Annotated in this window: 12 protein-coding genes; 10 read left to right on the top strand and 2 right to left on the bottom strand. The window is 41.0% G+C overall.

The features are described from left to right. Positions 1-156 precede the first annotated feature (156 nt). The 4 genes from ACK4HU_RS16345 (at position 157) to ACK4HU_RS16330 (ending at position 3,447) form a co-directional block, all read left to right on the top strand. Positions 157-1,476 (top strand): ATP-binding protein, encoded by a 1,320-nt coding sequence (locus tag ACK4HU_RS16345; RefSeq protein ID WP_409808553.1) that lies wholly within the window; start codon positions 157-159, stop codon positions 1,474-1,476. An 83-nt stretch (positions 1,477-1,559) separates the two neighbouring features. Continuing rightward, on the top strand, positions 1,560-1,736 hold the full coding sequence (locus tag ACK4HU_RS16340; RefSeq protein ID WP_409808549.1) for a hypothetical protein: 177 nt from the start codon (positions 1,560-1,562) through the stop codon (positions 1,734-1,736). A gap of 422 nt (positions 1,737-2,158) precedes the next feature. Then, positions 2,159-3,127 carry an alpha/beta hydrolase family protein gene (locus ACK4HU_RS16335; RefSeq protein ID WP_409808547.1) on the top strand — a complete coding sequence of 323 codons (969 nt, stop codon included), beginning with the start codon at positions 2,159-2,161 and terminating at the stop codon, positions 3,125-3,127. 44 nt (positions 3,128-3,171) lie between these two features. Then, on the top strand, positions 3,172-3,447 hold the full coding sequence (locus ACK4HU_RS16330) for a hypothetical protein (protein ID WP_409808546.1): 276 nt from the start codon (positions 3,172-3,174) through the stop codon (positions 3,445-3,447). Positions 3,448-3,472: 25 nt separating this feature from the next. Here the strand turns inward: ACK4HU_RS16330 and ACK4HU_RS16325 are convergent, their stop codons facing one another. Both ACK4HU_RS16325 and ACK4HU_RS16320 read right to left on the bottom strand, forming a co-directional pair. Next, on the bottom strand, positions 3,473-3,898 hold the full coding sequence (locus tag ACK4HU_RS16325; RefSeq protein WP_409808544.1) for a response regulator: 426 nt from the start codon (positions 3,896-3,898) through the stop codon (positions 3,473-3,475). Then, positions 3,895-10,248, bottom strand: coding sequence for a PAS domain S-box protein (locus tag ACK4HU_RS16320; RefSeq protein WP_409808543.1), 6,354 nt, complete (start codon positions 10,246-10,248; stop codon positions 3,895-3,897). Before ACK4HU_RS16320 ends, ACK4HU_RS16325 begins: the two co-directional genes overlap by 4 nt. Positions 10,249-10,476: 228 nt before the next feature. Between ACK4HU_RS16320 and ACK4HU_RS16315 the strand changes: the two genes are divergently transcribed. From ACK4HU_RS16315 to ACK4HU_RS16290, 6 genes are all read left to right on the top strand, one after another. Then, positions 10,477-11,928, top strand: coding sequence for a PhoPQ-activated pathogenicity-related family protein (locus ACK4HU_RS16315; protein ID WP_409808541.1), 1,452 nt, complete (start codon positions 10,477-10,479; stop codon positions 11,926-11,928). Between the two features lie 65 nt (positions 11,929-11,993). Continuing rightward, positions 11,994-13,184, top strand: a complete 1,191-nt coding sequence (locus ACK4HU_RS16310) for an acetylxylan esterase (RefSeq protein ID WP_409808540.1) — start codon at positions 11,994-11,996, stop codon at positions 13,182-13,184. A 134-nt stretch (positions 13,185-13,318) separates the two neighbouring features. Further along, positions 13,319-13,528 (top strand): type II toxin-antitoxin system HigB family toxin, encoded by a 210-nt coding sequence (locus tag ACK4HU_RS16305; protein ID WP_409808551.1) that lies wholly within the window; start codon positions 13,319-13,321, stop codon positions 13,526-13,528. Positions 13,529-13,531: 3 nt separating this feature from the next. Further along, the gene (locus tag ACK4HU_RS16300; protein WP_409808538.1) at positions 13,532-13,888 is read left to right on the top strand and encodes a type II toxin-antitoxin system HigA family antitoxin; all 357 of its coding nucleotides are present in this window, start codon (positions 13,532-13,534) and stop codon (positions 13,886-13,888) included. A gap of 86 nt (positions 13,889-13,974) precedes the next feature. Next, complete coding sequence (locus ACK4HU_RS16295; RefSeq protein ID WP_409808537.1) at positions 13,975-14,976, top strand: sialidase family protein; 1,002 nt, start codon at positions 13,975-13,977, stop codon at positions 14,974-14,976. Positions 14,977-15,002: 26 nt separating this feature from the next. Beyond that, positions 15,003-15,935: a dihydrodipicolinate synthase family protein gene (locus tag ACK4HU_RS16290; RefSeq protein ID WP_409808535.1), complete on the top strand. Its 933-nt coding sequence runs from the start codon at positions 15,003-15,005 to the stop codon at positions 15,933-15,935. Positions 15,936-16,121: the final 186 nt, after the last annotated feature.

The following is a 16,121-nucleotide window of genomic DNA, read 5'->3' as shown; positions in this document are numbered from 1 at the left end:
CCTGAAAACAAGCGAAAAACCCAATAAAAAGGCCTTTAATTAAACCAATTGAGGGTTTTTAGACGAACTGACGTTATCGCTCAGTGTAGAAACCCGAACAAAATGACATTAGGAAAAAGAGTAAATTCGCAACTTATAAATTATTAATTATTGGTAGTGACATCAGAATCGCAAAATATCGAGTTCAAAGTAACCTGGAGAGATGAATACCTGAAATGGATTTGTGGTTTTGCCAATGCTTATAGTGGTACTATTTTTATCGGGAAAGACGACTCAGGAAATGTAGTTGACTTGAGGGATGCTAAAAAGCTTTTAGAAGAAATCCCTAACAAGGTCAGAGACATTTTAGGAATTTTGGTTGATGTTAATCTGCACCAAACCGACCAAGGGAAATATTTTGAAATTCATGTTGAGCAACATCCTTATCCAGTCAATTACAAAGGACAATATCATTACCGAAGCGGAAGCACCAAACAAGAATTGAAAGGAGCCGCTCTTGATAAGTTTCTCCTTCAGAAAAAAGGCAAAAGATGGGATGGTGTTCCTGTTCCGAATGTTTCCGTAAATGACTTTAAGCAAGAAACATTTGATTTTTTTCGCAAACGAGCTTTTAGAAGCCAAAGAATTAATGAAGAAAGTTTAGCCGATAGTAATGAACACCTTATTGAGAACCTTCAACTCAAAGAAGGTAAATTTATAAAGCGGGCATCTATTCTTCTTTTTCACCCTAATCCTGAAAAGTATATAACAGGAGCTTACATAAAAATAGGTTTTTTCGAAAGTGATAGCGACTTGAGATTTCAGGACGAAATTCACGGAAATCTTTTTGAACAAATTGAGAAGACAACAGAATTACTTTTTACAAAATACATCAAAGCTTTGATTAGCTATGAAGGTTTAAATCGTGTGGAAACATACGAGTATCCTAAGGAAGCAATAAGGGAAGCATTGTTAAATGCGGTCTCTCATAAAGACTATTCGGGTGGTATTCCTATTCAAATCAGTGTTTATAAAGACAAACTAATGATTTGGAATGAAGGGCAACTTCCTGAAAATTGGACAATTAAAAACCTTTTGGAAAAACACGCCTCCCGACCATACAACCCCGACATTGCAAATGCTTTGTTTCGCAGTGGCTACATTGAATCTTGGGGACGAGGAACTATTAAAATTATCAATGAATGTAAAAAAGCAGGAATCCCTGAACCAGTTTTTACTTACGATTCAAGCGATATTTCCGTAGAGTTCAGAAAAGATATTTACAATGAAAAATATTTGAGTGAACTTACTCTAAACGAGCGACAAATAAAAGCTGTTTTGTATGTGAAAGAAAATGCTGAAATCACAAATTCAATATATCAAGAAATTAATGGAACCAAGCAGACACTTTCATCACAAGAACTTGCAGAATTGGTTGAAAAGGGAATTTTGAAATCGTCAGGAACAAAAGGAAGAGGAGCAAAATATTTATTGTAAATCATTGTTCGCTAATTGTTCGTATTGTTCGGAATTAAAGTCAATTTAAAGAGCTTGGACTTAATGAACGGCAGATTAAGGCAGTGCTTTTCATAAAAGAAAATGGAAAAATCTCCAATAGTGATTATCAAAAAATTAATAATTGCGCAAGAAATACAGCTAGTAACGATTTAGCAGAGTTGGTTGAAAAAGGTCTGCTTTTACCAAGTGGTCAAAAAGGTGCGGGTGGTTATTATACTCTAAATGGCATTGCACAATAATTGCACATATTGCACAAAAGCAACTGCTACCAGAGACCTTACTGAACTTGTTAAGAAGTTAAAAGTATTGGACAGAAGTGGAGAAGTTGGAGCAGGTACAACCTATGTTTGATTGGCTCATAATTGGCTCAAATGGCTCATTAGACATTACAAATAGTGAAGAATATTGACAGAGAAGAACACCGAAGCGATAATCGAGTAGACGGCCTCTCCAACTGTTTAATTGACGAGGTGCGCCTACGCCACGGCGCACACGGTCTCACACCACCTATCCCGATCCGCCGCGGCGGATCGGGAGGTCTCGTACCTGCCTTTGTCGGCAGACAGGTACGGCGGTTGACGCTCAGGTTTAGATTTCAAAAAATAATCCAACACGTATATATACTAATTAGTTTTTTTATTAAATTTTCCTACAACTACCCATGAAAAGCCTTTTTACGATACTTGCCTTAAACATATTTACCTTTTGTTTATTCGCCCAAGAAAATACTAATACGGTATTTTCCAATTCCGAACTTGTTTTAGAAACTTCAACAGGAAAGATCTTTGGGACTTTGACAATTCCAACCAATGTCAAAAAATATCCTGTGGTTTTGATAATTCCTGGTTCGGGCCCCACTGATCGAGATTGTAACTCTCCAATGGGGATTCAGACAAATGCTTATAAAATGCTTTCTGAGGGCTTTGCCCAAAATGGCATCGCTACATTAAGATTTGATAAACGTGGAATAGGCCAAAGCCAAGCATCAATGACAAGCGAAAGTGAGCTAAGATTTGAGACTTATATAAACGATGTGGTTGATTGGATTTCTTTGTTGAAAACTGATGATCGATTTTCTTCAATTATCATTTTAGGTCACAGTGAGGGATCATTGATCGGAATGATCGCAGCTGAGCAAACTAATGTCGGTGCATTCATTTCCATCGCAGGAGTAGGAAAATCAGCTGATATGCTTTTGAAGGAGCAACTGGAAACTAAATTGCCACCGCAATTACTTGAGGAGTCAAATAAAATCCTAGATAGTTTAAAAATGAGCAAAACTGTTTCAAATGTAAACCCCATTTTAGCTGCATTATATCGTCCAAGTGTACAGCCATACATGATTTCCTGGATCAAATATGACCCGGCAGAAGAGATTGCAAAATTGGAAATGCCAGTTTTAATTATTCAGGGAACTACTGATTTACAAGTAACTGTAAACGATGCGGAATTACTTTCGGAAGCAAAGCCAGATTCCAAACTTATACTAGTTGACAACATGAATCATGTCTTAAAAGAAGCTGATTCTGATGTTCAAAAAAACATGGCAACGTATAGCAATCCGAGTTTGCCATTGAAGATCGGATTGATTGAAAACCTTTGCAATTTTATCCGCAACTCTGTAAAATAGTAAGAAGAACTTACCTATTTGATATTGATTTTCACACGCTCTAAATGCCCAAACCAACCTTATTTAGAAATCTGACGATTATCAATTTTATAATTGTCACCTACTTTGGTCTGTTATGGTTGGTTTATATGCTGAAATTCGATGGTCAGGCCATTGGAGTAGTCAGAGAATTACTCAGCATCCCATTCCTTTTGGCACTGCTGGTATTTTTAGTCATAGGAATCAGACATTGGATCAAAGACTCCCCGCCACTTTTCACCAAAGTAAGTGTCGTAGCTTTGGCAATCTGCATCGGGATCACAATCGGAAGTTTTTTCTAAAAATTAGATTCCTTGAAACTTATAATCAACTAGGCAGCTTAATCAATTTGGTTAAAAATGGATCAATGGATTTCAAAACCTCCTCAAACGAATGCATATCACTGGGTTTGGTGATATACAAGTTGGCATGCTGATAATAGGACTGATTGATGTCTTCTGGGGAAGAGGATGTGGTCAGCATCACAATAGGAATAAACCGATATTCCTCGTGAGTTTTAATTGATTCTAAGACCTCATGACCGTTTTTTAGCGGGAGATTGATATCCAACAAAATCAAATCTGGTGTTTCCTCTTCAGTAAACCCACTTGATTTCACTACAAAGTCAATCGCGTCTTGACCATTCTTAACCACAGATATTTTTCGGATTTTGGGTCTATCCTCCAATACTTCACGAAGTAACATGATGTCACCCTCATTATCTTCCACAATCAAAACATGTATATCCTTCATTTCTTGAATTTTGGAATTGAAATATAAAATGTACTGCCCTGTCCATATTCCGACTCGAGCCAGACTTGACCGCCAAGTCCTTCGGCGATTTTTTTTACAATGGCCAAGCCCATGCCAGTTCCGGGGTACTCTTCTTTTCGATGTAGTCGTTGAAAAATAACGAAGACTTTATCAAAGTATTCTTCCTTAATTCCCAAACCATTGTCGCTTACTGAAATCTGCCAACTATTCTGAAGGTCCTCAACTTTGACCAAAATGTCGGGAGCAACACCTTTTCTCCTGTACTTTAGGCCATTTTCAATGAGATTTTGAAGAATCTGAAATACGGGAGTACGATTTATCAGGATTTCTTCCACCCCTTCATAATGAACTTTTCCTTTGGACTCTTCGATGATTTTTTGGTGAAGGTTTATCACCTCACCTACCATTTCCTTCATTTGAACATGTTCATATTTTTCTTTTTCCTTCCCTACTCTGGAAAACTCCAAGAGATCCAGAATGATTTTCCTCATCCTCACAGATCCATCTACTGCAAAGTGAATGTATTGAAGGGCTTTTTCATCCAACACGCCCTGATACTTACGCTCCAACTGGGAAAGAAAGCTTGATACCATTCGAAGTGGTTCCTGAAGATCATGAGATGCCACATAGGCAAATTGTTCTAGTTCAGAATTGGAAATAGCGAGTTCTTTAGCTTGTAGTTCCAGATTTTGATTAAGAATCTGAAGTGATTCTTCATATTTCTTTCTCTCGCTCAGATCAGTAATTGCTCCGATGACACGGAGGAGTTTTCCTTGCTCATTTCGGATAAAAGTGGCACGATTGATCACATAGGCATAGGATTTATCCGCTCTTTCAAATCGGTATTCATCATTCCAAGAAGAGCTTAGGGGATTGTTTTGATGAGTGGCAAATTTTTTCTTTACCCGTTCCCTATCATCTGGGTGAACGAATTCATCAAGAATTGCCATTCCAGCCATATCAAGATTAAATTGATATCCGAACAAGGTCTCAAATCCTTTGCCCAGAAAAACATGTCCTGACTCCATCTGACAATCCCAAATGGCGTCATTTGTTGCTTCAGCAGCTTTTTCAAAACGTTCATTAGATTCTTTTAGTAGTTGCTCAGAGCGCTTGGTGCCAGTGATATCTTTGAAATAAACGGTAAGCCCCCCTAGAGAAGGGAAAGCGGAAATGGAAAACCAGCTTTCTAATTTTTCATAAAATTCCTCAAAATGAATCGTCGCTCCTGTATCCATTGCACGGTGATAATTTGAATAGGATAAAGTGTCTGAGTCTGTGTTGAAAATCTCCCATAGATTTTTGCCCAAAATCAAGTCCTTACTCATCTTTAGAAGTTTTTCGGCATGATTATTCCAATAAGTCACGGTCCAAGAGCGATCCAAGGCAAAGAACCCGTCCCCGATACTCTCCAAAATTGAATTCCGCTCTTCAAATAGTTGCTTAAGCTCTAATTCTGCCACTTTACGGTCGTGTATATCCTGGAAACTTCCAAAAGCACGAATGACCTTCCCTTCAGAAAGCTGAGCTTGTCCCAAACACCTTACCCACTTTTTTTCCCCCTTTGGCGTGAATAGTGGGATCTCCACATCAAACGACTCCCCTTCCTCCAAAAGCCGGTACATCACACCTCGTGCAGTTTTTTGGAATTCTTCCGGATAAACTTTAAATGCTTCCTCTAAAGGCACTCCCATCAGGGATGAATCCAAAATTGATGAGGTAGTGGCATTCCATTCCAGAAAATACGGTTGGATACGTGCATCAATTTCCCAACTTCCGATTTTGGCGATTCGAGCGGATTGTTCGAGGAGATTTTCGAGCTTTTTCCGTTCTGTCACGTCCATGACAAGGGAGTCCCAGGTCACAGTTCCGTCAGGTTTGCGGGTGGGTATTCCCATACCATGGTGCCACCGAATGTGCCCATCGGGAGACAAAACTCTCCATTCGAAGTTCCACTTTTCCAATGTTAAAACTGAGGTTTGAATGCTGCGCTGAAGCGCTTCCATATCCCCCCCACCTGCTACCTGCAACCAGATTTTAGAACTGTCCTCCATGCATTCCTCTGGGCTGAGTCCCCATATCAATTCGGAACCCTTGCTTACAAAGCAAAGCTCATCAGTGCCTTCAGGTTTGATTGAATATTGGAAAATCACTCCCGGAACATTGTCAGAAACTCCCCTGAGTCGTTCTTCCATTACTTTGCTTTCATGAATATCCTGGATGGACCCAAATATCCTGACAGACTTTCCCTGAACCATCTCGGCCTCACCGATTGCCCGTACCCAGCGTTCATTCCCTTTGGCTGTGACGATTACCGCTTCAAAATCAAATTTTTCTCCAAACTCGATCGTCTTAGCTACCCTTTGATCCACCATATCACGGAAATCTTCACGATAAAAATTTATCGCTTCACTCAAACTATTAATATCCTGCTCAGCTATTTCGTGGATTTCCCGAGTTACTTGTGACCAATGGAGTACACCTCGAACCAAATCCACCTCCCAGCCCCCTACACGAGCGAGAAGTGAAGCATTTTCCAATAGCTCTTCTATTTTTTTGAATTCGGTTACGTCTCTGCCGTAGGCAAAAACCAGTTGATTGGGGCCAAAAATATCCGAGGAGTTCCAGGAGATGTAGCGATATTCTCCTGATTTGGTCCGGTATCTATTTATAAAATTATCCGCCAATCTAGCTGCTACTGAGGGTTTTTCAAATTCCGATTGAGAAGCAAGGAGATCATCCGGATGAAGAAAATCAGTAAATGGCACAAATGTCAATTCCTCTTCAGAATACCCCAAAAGCTTACAAAAAGCAGGATTGACTTTGGTGAAATAACCTTTAGGAGACGATATCGCCAAAATATCAGGAGAATAGTTAAAAATAAGCTTCAATTCTTCCTCCTGCTGTTTTCGTTGCAACTCTAACCCAATGAAAGAAACCAACTCATGAAGGATTCTGAAGCTTGTATTTTTTTCTGAAATAATCTCTTTGGAAAAAAGAAGGCATAGACCTAAAACTTGATCACCGGAGATAAATGGTATTCCGATGGAAGCTACCAAACCAAAATCAGAAGCCCATTTTTTTCTTAAAAAATCCTCCTCCTGATCCAAATGATTCCAATAGACCACATCCTTACTCTCCCAAAGAATGGGAGGCAAACCTCTTTTTTCTATAAGTTGATCAAGGATATGTTTTTCTTTGGAATAGAGATCATTTTCCATCCAAATTCCATTAGCTGCTCCCAGTACCAGATGTGTGTTTTCCTGAGAAGGGAGCCAAATTTCACCTACCTGAAAGTCGCCGATATCGGTCAGTTCTGTAAGGAGATTTTTTAAAATTTCTTCTAATGGCTCCTCAGATTTGAAGTGAAAGGATATTTTTTCCTGAGTATCTTTGAGCAATTGGATGGTAAATCGATCGGTGCGGTCGCGAAGTACTCCCACCATTCGAATAGGCTGACCCTCGGTATCACGCACCGTGTATGCATTTTCTTCCACAAAGGCATAGCTTCCGTCAGATTTGAGCAGCCTAAATTGATTTTCCCATTTGTCTTGTTCTGGATTCGAGAGGAATTTTTCCCAAAGCTCATCCTTCTCCCCTCGATCTGCTGGATGGGTTAATTCCACCCAATCCTGTAATCTAAAAATCTTCTGGCTAAAGTCATGGCCAAAACTTCTTTTAAAGCTTTCACCCCAACTGAAAACATCACGTTTCACATCCCAATCAAAGATGGCATCATTAGTGGATTTGTTGAGGATCTCATAGCGTTCATTGGATTTTCGGATTTTTTCCAAATAATCAAATTTCGCCATCACTATTCCCACAATACGATGTGCGCGCTCCAATACTTGGAGTTCCATTCCGAATGTGTTTTTCTTTTCCGAAAAATAATTTGCGATGGTAGCGATTACCTGCCCTTTATTATTGGTGATTGGAAAAGACCAACATGCCCCTATTTTGAATTTCTGAGCTAACTCTCTATAATTTTCCCAATTGGGGTCGGTAAGCACATCCTGAACAAGGACCGGCTGCTTTAAAAATGCCGCTGTGCCACAAGACCCTTGACCTAGCCCTATGGGCAATCCTTCTATGGCGGAGATGATTTGGAGTCCCAATGAGGGCGAGGCGAAATTGGACAGCTCTCCATCAATTATCTTAAGGATGGATCCTTTCATATTAGAAATGATTGACTCCAGCTGAAGGAGAAAATCAGCGTAGATTTCCTGTTCATTGACATCCTCCCCAAGACTCCGCTCAATCAATTCCTTTTCATATTCATCCAGCTTCTGAGAAATAAATTCACGGGTCATATCCCGCATTGCGCCAATTATTCGGGTCGTTTTTCCTTCGAAATTTGTCAGGCGGATCGATCTGTCACGGATATAAGCATATTCGCCATCGCCTTTTCGAAGACGATACTCCCTTTCCCAAACTTGGCGACTTCTATCGCCTAAGGCCTCCATAAAATCACTGACTGCTTTTTCCCGGTCTAAGGGATGCAAACTTTCATAGATCGTATCAAAATTCTCGAAGTCGGTTTTGATCTCCAGGCCGAGATTTTCGCGAAATCCTTCACTCAAAAATATTTCACGAGTGACCGGATTATAATCATAGATACTTTCTGATCCAGCTCTCAAAATTAGATCAAACCGTTCATTAGCAAGTTGCAATTGAGCCTGCGCATCAATCGTCTCAGTCAAATCCACTGAATTGATTACAATGCCTCCAATATCCGGATCATCTATAAGATTGGTTGCAACCGACTGCAACCATTTCCACTCAGTTTCTTCATGACGGAATCGAAATGGACGGGATTTGATTTGTTTCACATCGAACATCCTAAGAAATTCTTCTTTCAATGCAGAAATATCATCCGGATGGATAAAGGAAAAGACATTTTTCCCCAAAAGGTCCTCCACTTCCATCCCTAAGTAGGATTGATAGTTTGGGCTAAGATATAGATAGGTACCTTCGAGATCCACAATAGAAATCAGGTCTGCTCCCTCGAGCACTAGTTTTTTGAATCTACGTTCGCTTTGAATGAGCTTTTGCTCCGCAATCACTTCTTCTGTGACGTCCTTGAAATTATCTATGATCCCATTGATGACGGGATCGTGTAGCATACAAGTGATATTGGCTGAAATCCACCTCCATGTGCCATCCTTGTGAAGTATTCTCCCAGTATGGCCGGGAATTGGAATTCCCGGTTGCTGAAGAGATTTCTTGAAATGATTTTTTATTTGCTCTTGATCGTCCGGGTGAGTGATTTCAAAAAGGTTAAGTTCTAATGCTTCTTGTTCCGAATACCCCAATACTCTTGATATAGAGGCAGATACATAGGTTGCCCTTCCTTTGAGATCTAGAATGGCAAATGCATCATCACTATTCTCGATCAATGCCCGAAAACGACGCTCTCTGGTGCTCAGCTGCTCTTTGGCCAATACCTGCTCGGTAATATCGGTATGCGTGCCAAACATCACTTCAGGCAAACCTTTTTCATCCCAAGCCATCACTTGCCCCCGATCCAAAATCCAAACCCAGTGCCCATCTTTATGCCGCATCCTGACTTCACACTGATAGATTTTGGACTTTTTGTTCAGGTAATCCTCTAAAAGCTGATTGGATGCAACCAAGTCTTGTGGATGGATGATATGGCTCCTGGTTCTCCGTGTAATAGGACCCAACTCCTCAAGGGAATATCCCAACATCGCAGCCCAACCTGAAGAATAGGAAAGTTTTCCGCTCCTAATATTCCATTCCCAAGTGCCCACCTCAGTAGCTTCGATGATGTTTTGGAGTCGAAGATGTTCCTGCTCCAGCTCTTTTTTGGATCTCTGCAACAGGATTTTATCCAGTTGACTTTCTAACAGGCCCACCACCTGTTTTCCCAATTTTTTCAGAGCTTCCAATTGGATCGACCCCTCTTCTCGAATAGTAAAATCCATGAGACAAAGCGCCCCTTTGATTTGACCATCTTGGCCTTTCAATGGGATGCCAAGAAAAAATACAAACCCTTTTTCCTTGGTTACTAATGGGTGAGCTTTAAAACGCTCGTCCAGCCTCATATCCATCGCTAAAAGGACATCCTCTGTGGAGGCAAAAATCAGCTCGAAAAGAGCTTTGCATTTGGGTAAATCTTTAGATTTCAGTCCAAAAGTGGATTGATAAAAAACTTTATTATCATTGAGAATAGAAATGCAGGAGAACGGTGTCTGGCAAATCAAGGCGGCTAATTCAGTCAATTCATCAAACTCCTTTTTAGAAAAAGTTTCCAGCGAAAAGTCGGGCACTTCAGACTTATTTTCGAAAGGATCAGATGGCAAGCGCATTTGCTATATGGATAAAGGATAAAAGTAAAAATAAAAGAAATGGTCTAATGGAAAATTACCTACTGATAAAATTAAGCTAATGGCCACACCAAAATAATATTAAGTAATTCTATGTAAATTAAAAAACAACCGGTCTGATCTCTTTACCTTAAAAAGCCACTTTTCAATTTTGGCACTCCCCCTTTTATTTTTTAGCTTTTAGCATTCTAATACTAAACCCATCCTCCTATGAATAAAATTAATTCTTCTCCAATTCTGAATTGGGTAGTCCTGATTTTTAGCACTTTCTCTTTCTTCTCCTGTCAAAAACCATCTGAAACCGCCCTTGAGGTCGAGACGCAATCCACAACTCTACTAAAGAATTATGTAAATGCCACTGACTCGACTTTTCGATATGAAATTGTCCATTCTGTACCCGGTGAAATCGCAGACTTTCATGTCCTGAAGATGTATTCTCAGCATTGGCTGACGGCTGATATCGTGGACAAAACAGAATGGTGGCATTGGGTCTCCATCGTCATTCCCAAAAACACGCCACACGAAACCGGTATGCTCTGGATTGGTGGCGGAAGCACAAATTCCAAAATGCCTGAGAAGCCCGATCCCTTGATTTTGGCTGCTTCCACACAGACCAACTCAATAGTGGCTCAGATTCACAATGTACCCTTTCAACCGCTAACTTTTGCCAATGATACATTAGGTGAGCGATATGAGGATGAAATCATCGCTTACGGCTGGCGAAAATTTCTCGAAGGCGGTGCCAAAGATGAAGACGCAATCTGGCTAGCACGATTCCCGATGACCAAAGCAGCCAAACTCGCAATGGATGCCATGACAGCTGTAGTCAAAGACAAGTACAATAAGGACCTAAAAACCTTCGTCGTTGGTGGCGCATCCAAGCGAGGCTGGACCACATGGACCACGGCCGCAGTGGATGACCGTGTGATCGCCATCGTACCCGTGGTAATTGATCTTCTCAATTTGGTACCTTCATTTGAGCACCATTGGAGAAATTATGGCTACTGGGCCCCTGCCGTGGGAGATTATGTACGCGAAGGTGTAATGGACTGGGTCGGCACTCCTGAATTTGACCGGATGATGGAAATCACTGAACCCTATTCATTTTTGTCGGAATATAATATGCCCAAACTACTCATCAACGCCGCCGGGGATGAGTTTTTCCAACCTGACAGCTGGAAGTTTTACTGGGATGCATTGCCTGGAGAAAAGCACATCATGTACGTTCCCAACTTCGGACATGGCGTAGGAGAATCCGATGCGCTTCCCAATTTGATCTCTTTTTATGGAGCAATTCTCAATAAATCAGCAAGGCCAACTTATGAATGGAAAATAGATGGCGATAAAATATTAATCAAAACAGACCCAAAAAACAGACCCATTTCAGTCAAACTTTGGTCGGCTTACAATCCTTTGGAACGAAATTTCATGATCGATGTATTTGGTCCCAACTGGGTAGCTGAAGAAATTAAACTGCCTGAAAATGGGGAATTTCAAGTGTTGATGAAAACCCCGGAGCAAGGTTTCAGAGGCTATTTCGTCGAACTCACTTTCGCAGGAGAAAGCCCACTTAAGGTAACTAGTGGAATCGAAGTACTGCCGAGAGACTATCCATTTGAGCCTTTTGTACCAAAACGGACTACTTCAAATTCCAGAAATTAATCCTAAAAAAGTGGTGGGTGGACTTCACTACTCACCACTTACTCCTCACTATTTACAACAAAACCATGAAGGCTTTAAATCTAATTTTAGCCTCTTTCCTACTCCTCTTCCCTCTAAAAAGCATGTCTCAAACTTCTGCAAACTACGATGAAAGCAAAGTTCCAGCTTTGATGTTTGCTGATCCATTTGTAAGTGAAAAAGGAAACCTGATTAAAACTGTACCAGACTGGGAAACTATTCGAAGGCCGGAGATTTTAAGACTTTTTCAAGACGAAGTCTATGGAAAAATCCCAACTGATTTTGATGCAATTTCTTTCCAAGTAGAGAATAAAACCACAAATCCTTTCCCTGACATCGCCGAGCTGGAAGAGGTAAATATTACGATTGAAAGGAATGGGAAAAGCCATACGATGCGGATCAATTTTTTCATTCCAAAAAAAGGAAATGGGCCTTTTCCGGTGATTCTACTTATCAATTATCTTCCAAAATATCCAGATGGAAAACTGGTGGACGAAGCATTTTGGCCTGTTCCAGAATTGATCAAAAGAGGTTTTGCCACGGCTTCCTTCCATGTGGAAACGGTAGCTCCCGACATCACAGAAAGCTTTCAAAACGGCATTATTTCCACACTTTACCCCGAGCAAATCGGGCAAGCTAATGGATTGAAAGCCTTGGGAGCTTGGGGCTGGGGCGCGATGCGGGCAATGGATTACTTTACGCAGCATCCTAAGATTGACTCAAAAAAATCGATACTCGTCGGCCATTCCAGAACTGGAAAGGCTGCGCTGTGGGCATCCGCAAACGATCCCCGATGGGCAATTACCTATCCAAATGAATCAGGATGCGGAGGTGCGGCATTGTCCAAGAGAAAATACGGAGAAACCGTGGGTGCCATCAATGGGCGATTCCCTCATTGGTTTGCTGATAACTTCAGGAAATACAACGAAAAAGAAGAAATACTTCCCCTCGATCAGCATCTGCTACCAGGATTGATTGCTCCAAGAGGGGTTTATTATTCCAGTGCACGAGCCGACCAATGGTCCGATCCCAAAGGGGAATATCTTGGAATCCAGTTGGGAAGTCGGGTTGCTGCGGAGATTTATGGGAAAAAGGCGGTTTTTGACCAAGATTTTGAGGTCCTAAATGGTCCAGTTCATTTGGAGTCAGTGGGGTATCATATCAGAGAAGGAAAGCATAACCTGACTTGGGAGGATTGGAAGTTGTTTTTGGAGTTTGTTGAGAAGGTAGAAAAATAAATGTTTTCTATTGGTAAACTTTTTAAAAATTTAGTATGTTTAACATCATAACCAGAAGAACGTTATTGGATTACTCGATAAGGTATCCTCAGGCCGCAAACGCACTATTTGAATGGTACTAGGAGTTTCAGCAACTGGAAATAAACTCGTTCAATGAATTAAAATCTATTTATGGAAATGCAAGTATTATAAAAGATGACAGAGTGGTTTTCAACATAATGGGCAATAAATTCAGATTAGTTGTGCGGGTAGTCTTTGAATATAAGGCAGCACAAATCAAATGGTTTGGCACTCATTCAGAGTATGATAAAATTGATGTGTCTGCAGTTGTATTTAAAAAATAAAAAATGGAACTATCAGTAATTAAAACAGAAACGGAATACGATCATCTACTGGATTGGATAGATGATCAATTTGACAAAAAGGTAGACCCAAATACTCCTGAAGGGAAAAAACTGGAAGTAGCTTTAGTCTTGATTAAAAATTATGAAGATCAATATTATCCCATTCCATCTCCTGATCCAATTGAAGCGATCAAACTTAAAATGAAAGAGTTAGGTCTAAAAAACCAAGATTTCGTGGGTAAAATCGGTAGCAAAGGCTACGTGTCGTCAATCTTGAGTAAACGAAAGCCCCTTACTCTTGAAATGGCAAAAATTTTTCACAAAGAGTTAAAAATACCAGCAGACATTTTACTTTCTTAAACAGGTCACTGCGGGACGGTTTCGAGGAAAAGTCCGGCTTTTTTGTTAGGTTAAAGCCTCAGTTTGACAATCAACCCCAATGATCTATGCTGTCTTTTATCCCATTTTTAAGCCTTTTAGGTTTAACCTTTTTTTCCCAATCGGAAAAACCCAAAATCAACGTCCTCTCTTCGGGTTTCATTTATGAAACTGCTCCATTCCCTTCCTGCCATGCCTCCACTCTTCTGGAAACTTCGGATGGTGTGATGGCAGCTTGGTTTGGTGGCACATACGAACGCCATCCCGATGTGAGTATTTACACTTCCCATCGGAAAAACGGAACTTGGTCCACCCCAACCTTGGCAGCGGATGGGATAGAAAACGAAGTCTTCAGAAACCCGACCTGGAACCCGGTACTTCATCGAAAAAATGACGGAAAAATCGTCCTTTTCTATAAAGAAGGTCCAAATCCAAGCGAATGGTGGGGACACTACAAAGTGTCTGAAGATGAGGGGAAAAATTGGTCCAAAGAAACCCAACTCCCACCGGGATTTTTAGGTCCTGTAAGAAATAAGTCTGTAGAACTCTCAAACGGTCAATTGCTTCATCCGAGCAGCTTTGAAATCAATGAAAAATGGACTTCTCATATCGAACTTTCAGATCCTGACCTACAAAACTGGGAAAAAGTAGAATTGAAAGGACCTTTTAGCGCAATCCAACCTACCGTGCTTTTTCACCCAAAAAATAAAATCCAGGTTCTGTGCAGAACCAAAGAAGGGGTTGTTGCCTCTGCTTGGTCATCAGACAATGGAAAATCCTGGACCCCTTTGGAAGCTACAAATTTGGACAACAACAACTCTGGCATTGACGGAGTCACACTGAGCAACGGGTCTCATCTTCTTGTCGTCAATCCCTTGAAAAAAGGCAGAAACAAGTTAGTCCTTTTGGGCTCGAGTGACGGTATTAACTGGACAGAACTGCTAGTCTTGGAAAATGAAGAAAAGGGTGAATTCAGCTATCCTGCCATCATTCAAACCAAAGATGGTACCGTGCACATCAGTTACACCTACAATCGCAAAAAGATTAAATACGTCCACTTGAGCCTCTGATTTATCAAACAAAAAGCCTAAAACCTATGAACCGCTTGGATTCTTTCCTAGGAATTGTCCCCCCTATGATCACCCCCTTGAATTCCGATTTATCTTTGGATGTGCCTCATACAGAAAAACTCATTGAACACCTGATTGAGGGTGGAGTTCATGGGATCTTCATCCTTGGAACTACCGGGGAATTTGCAGGCTTGAGTTCGGATGTGAAAATTGACCTTATCCGTCTGACCTGCCGACAAGTGAAGGGAAGAGTTCCGGTGCTAGTTGGGATCACAGATTGCTCCTTCGTGGAAAGCTTGGATTTGGCAGCTATCGCAAAAGAATCCGGGGCAGATGCACTAGTTGCAGCTGCACCTTTTTACATGAATATCGGACAGGAGGAATTGATCTTTTACTATCAAAAACTAGCAGATGCAGTGGAATTGCCGCTATTCCTCTATGATATGCCATCTCATACCAAGATCAACATAGAAATAGAAACGGCAGTCAAACTATCTCAGCATCCCAATATCATCGGGTTCAAAGACAGCTCCGGAAATCCGGAAAACTTCCGTGCACTTTGCGAAGCATTTAAAGATCAGCCGGAATTCAGAATCTTTGTAGGACCCGAGGAAATCCTGGCAGAAACTCTGGAAATGGGAGGCCATGGAGGAGTCACTGGAGGAGCCAACCTTTTCCCGAAACTCTATGTTGGGCTCTATAATGCCTTCCAAAAAAAGGAAACCGAAACAGTCAGAAAACACCAGGACACCATCCTATTCCTCAGCAAAAACATCTACAATAACGGAACCTATCGCTCCAGCTACCTTAAAGGGTTGAAGGCAGCCATGGCTTTCGAAGGACTTTGCCAAGGAAATTTCGCCCCTCCCCTTTTCCCTTATTCCGAAACCGAAAAAGCAGAATTATACTCTAAATTTATCGAAGTCAAAGAGCGAGTTCAGGAAACTTTGGTGTCTTAAATCGTGCATTAATCTGCGCTCATCAGCGAATTTTTCTGCGCTAACCAGCCTCCGGCTGGCAAGTCAGCGGGAAACAAACCTCTTCTAACTTCCAAACCACCTAACTTCTAAACCTTCTGACCTCCACTCTTCTTAACATCAATACCTCCTAACTTCCTAACGTCCTTACCTCCATACTTTCTAACG

This window comes from Algoriphagus sp., assembly GCF_046296635.1.
Lineage (GTDB): Bacteria > Bacteroidota > Bacteroidia > Cytophagales > Cyclobacteriaceae > Algoriphagus.
Note: the sequence above shows the minus strand (reverse complement) of the source record. Positions and strands in the feature narration are given on the sequence as shown.

Coding starts and splice junctions, on each gene's coding strand:
- ACK4HU_RS16295 (WP_409808537.1), top strand. CDS start 13,975: ATGCTGTCTTTTATCCCATTTTTAAGCCTTTTAGGTTTAACCTTTTTT.
- ACK4HU_RS16330 (WP_409808546.1), top strand. CDS start 3,172: ATGCCCAAACCAACCTTATTTAGAAATCTGACGATTATCAATTTTATA.
- ACK4HU_RS16310 (WP_409808540.1), top strand. CDS start 11,994: ATGAAGGCTTTAAATCTAATTTTAGCCTCTTTCCTACTCCTCTTCCCT.
- ACK4HU_RS16290 (WP_409808535.1), top strand. CDS start 15,003: ATGAACCGCTTGGATTCTTTCCTAGGAATTGTCCCCCCTATGATCACC.
- ACK4HU_RS16335 (WP_409808547.1), top strand. CDS start 2,159: ATGAAAAGCCTTTTTACGATACTTGCCTTAAACATATTTACCTTTTGT.
- ACK4HU_RS16320 (WP_409808543.1), bottom strand. CDS start 10,248: ATGCGCTTGCCATCTGATCCTTTCGAAAATAAGTCTGAAGTGCCCGAC.
- ACK4HU_RS16325 (WP_409808544.1), bottom strand. CDS start 3,898: ATGAAGGATATACATGTTTTGATTGTGGAAGATAATGAGGGTGACATC.
- ACK4HU_RS16315 (WP_409808541.1), top strand. CDS start 10,477: ATGAATAAAATTAATTCTTCTCCAATTCTGAATTGGGTAGTCCTGATT.
- ACK4HU_RS16300 (WP_409808538.1), top strand. CDS start 13,532: ATGGAACTATCAGTAATTAAAACAGAAACGGAATACGATCATCTACTG.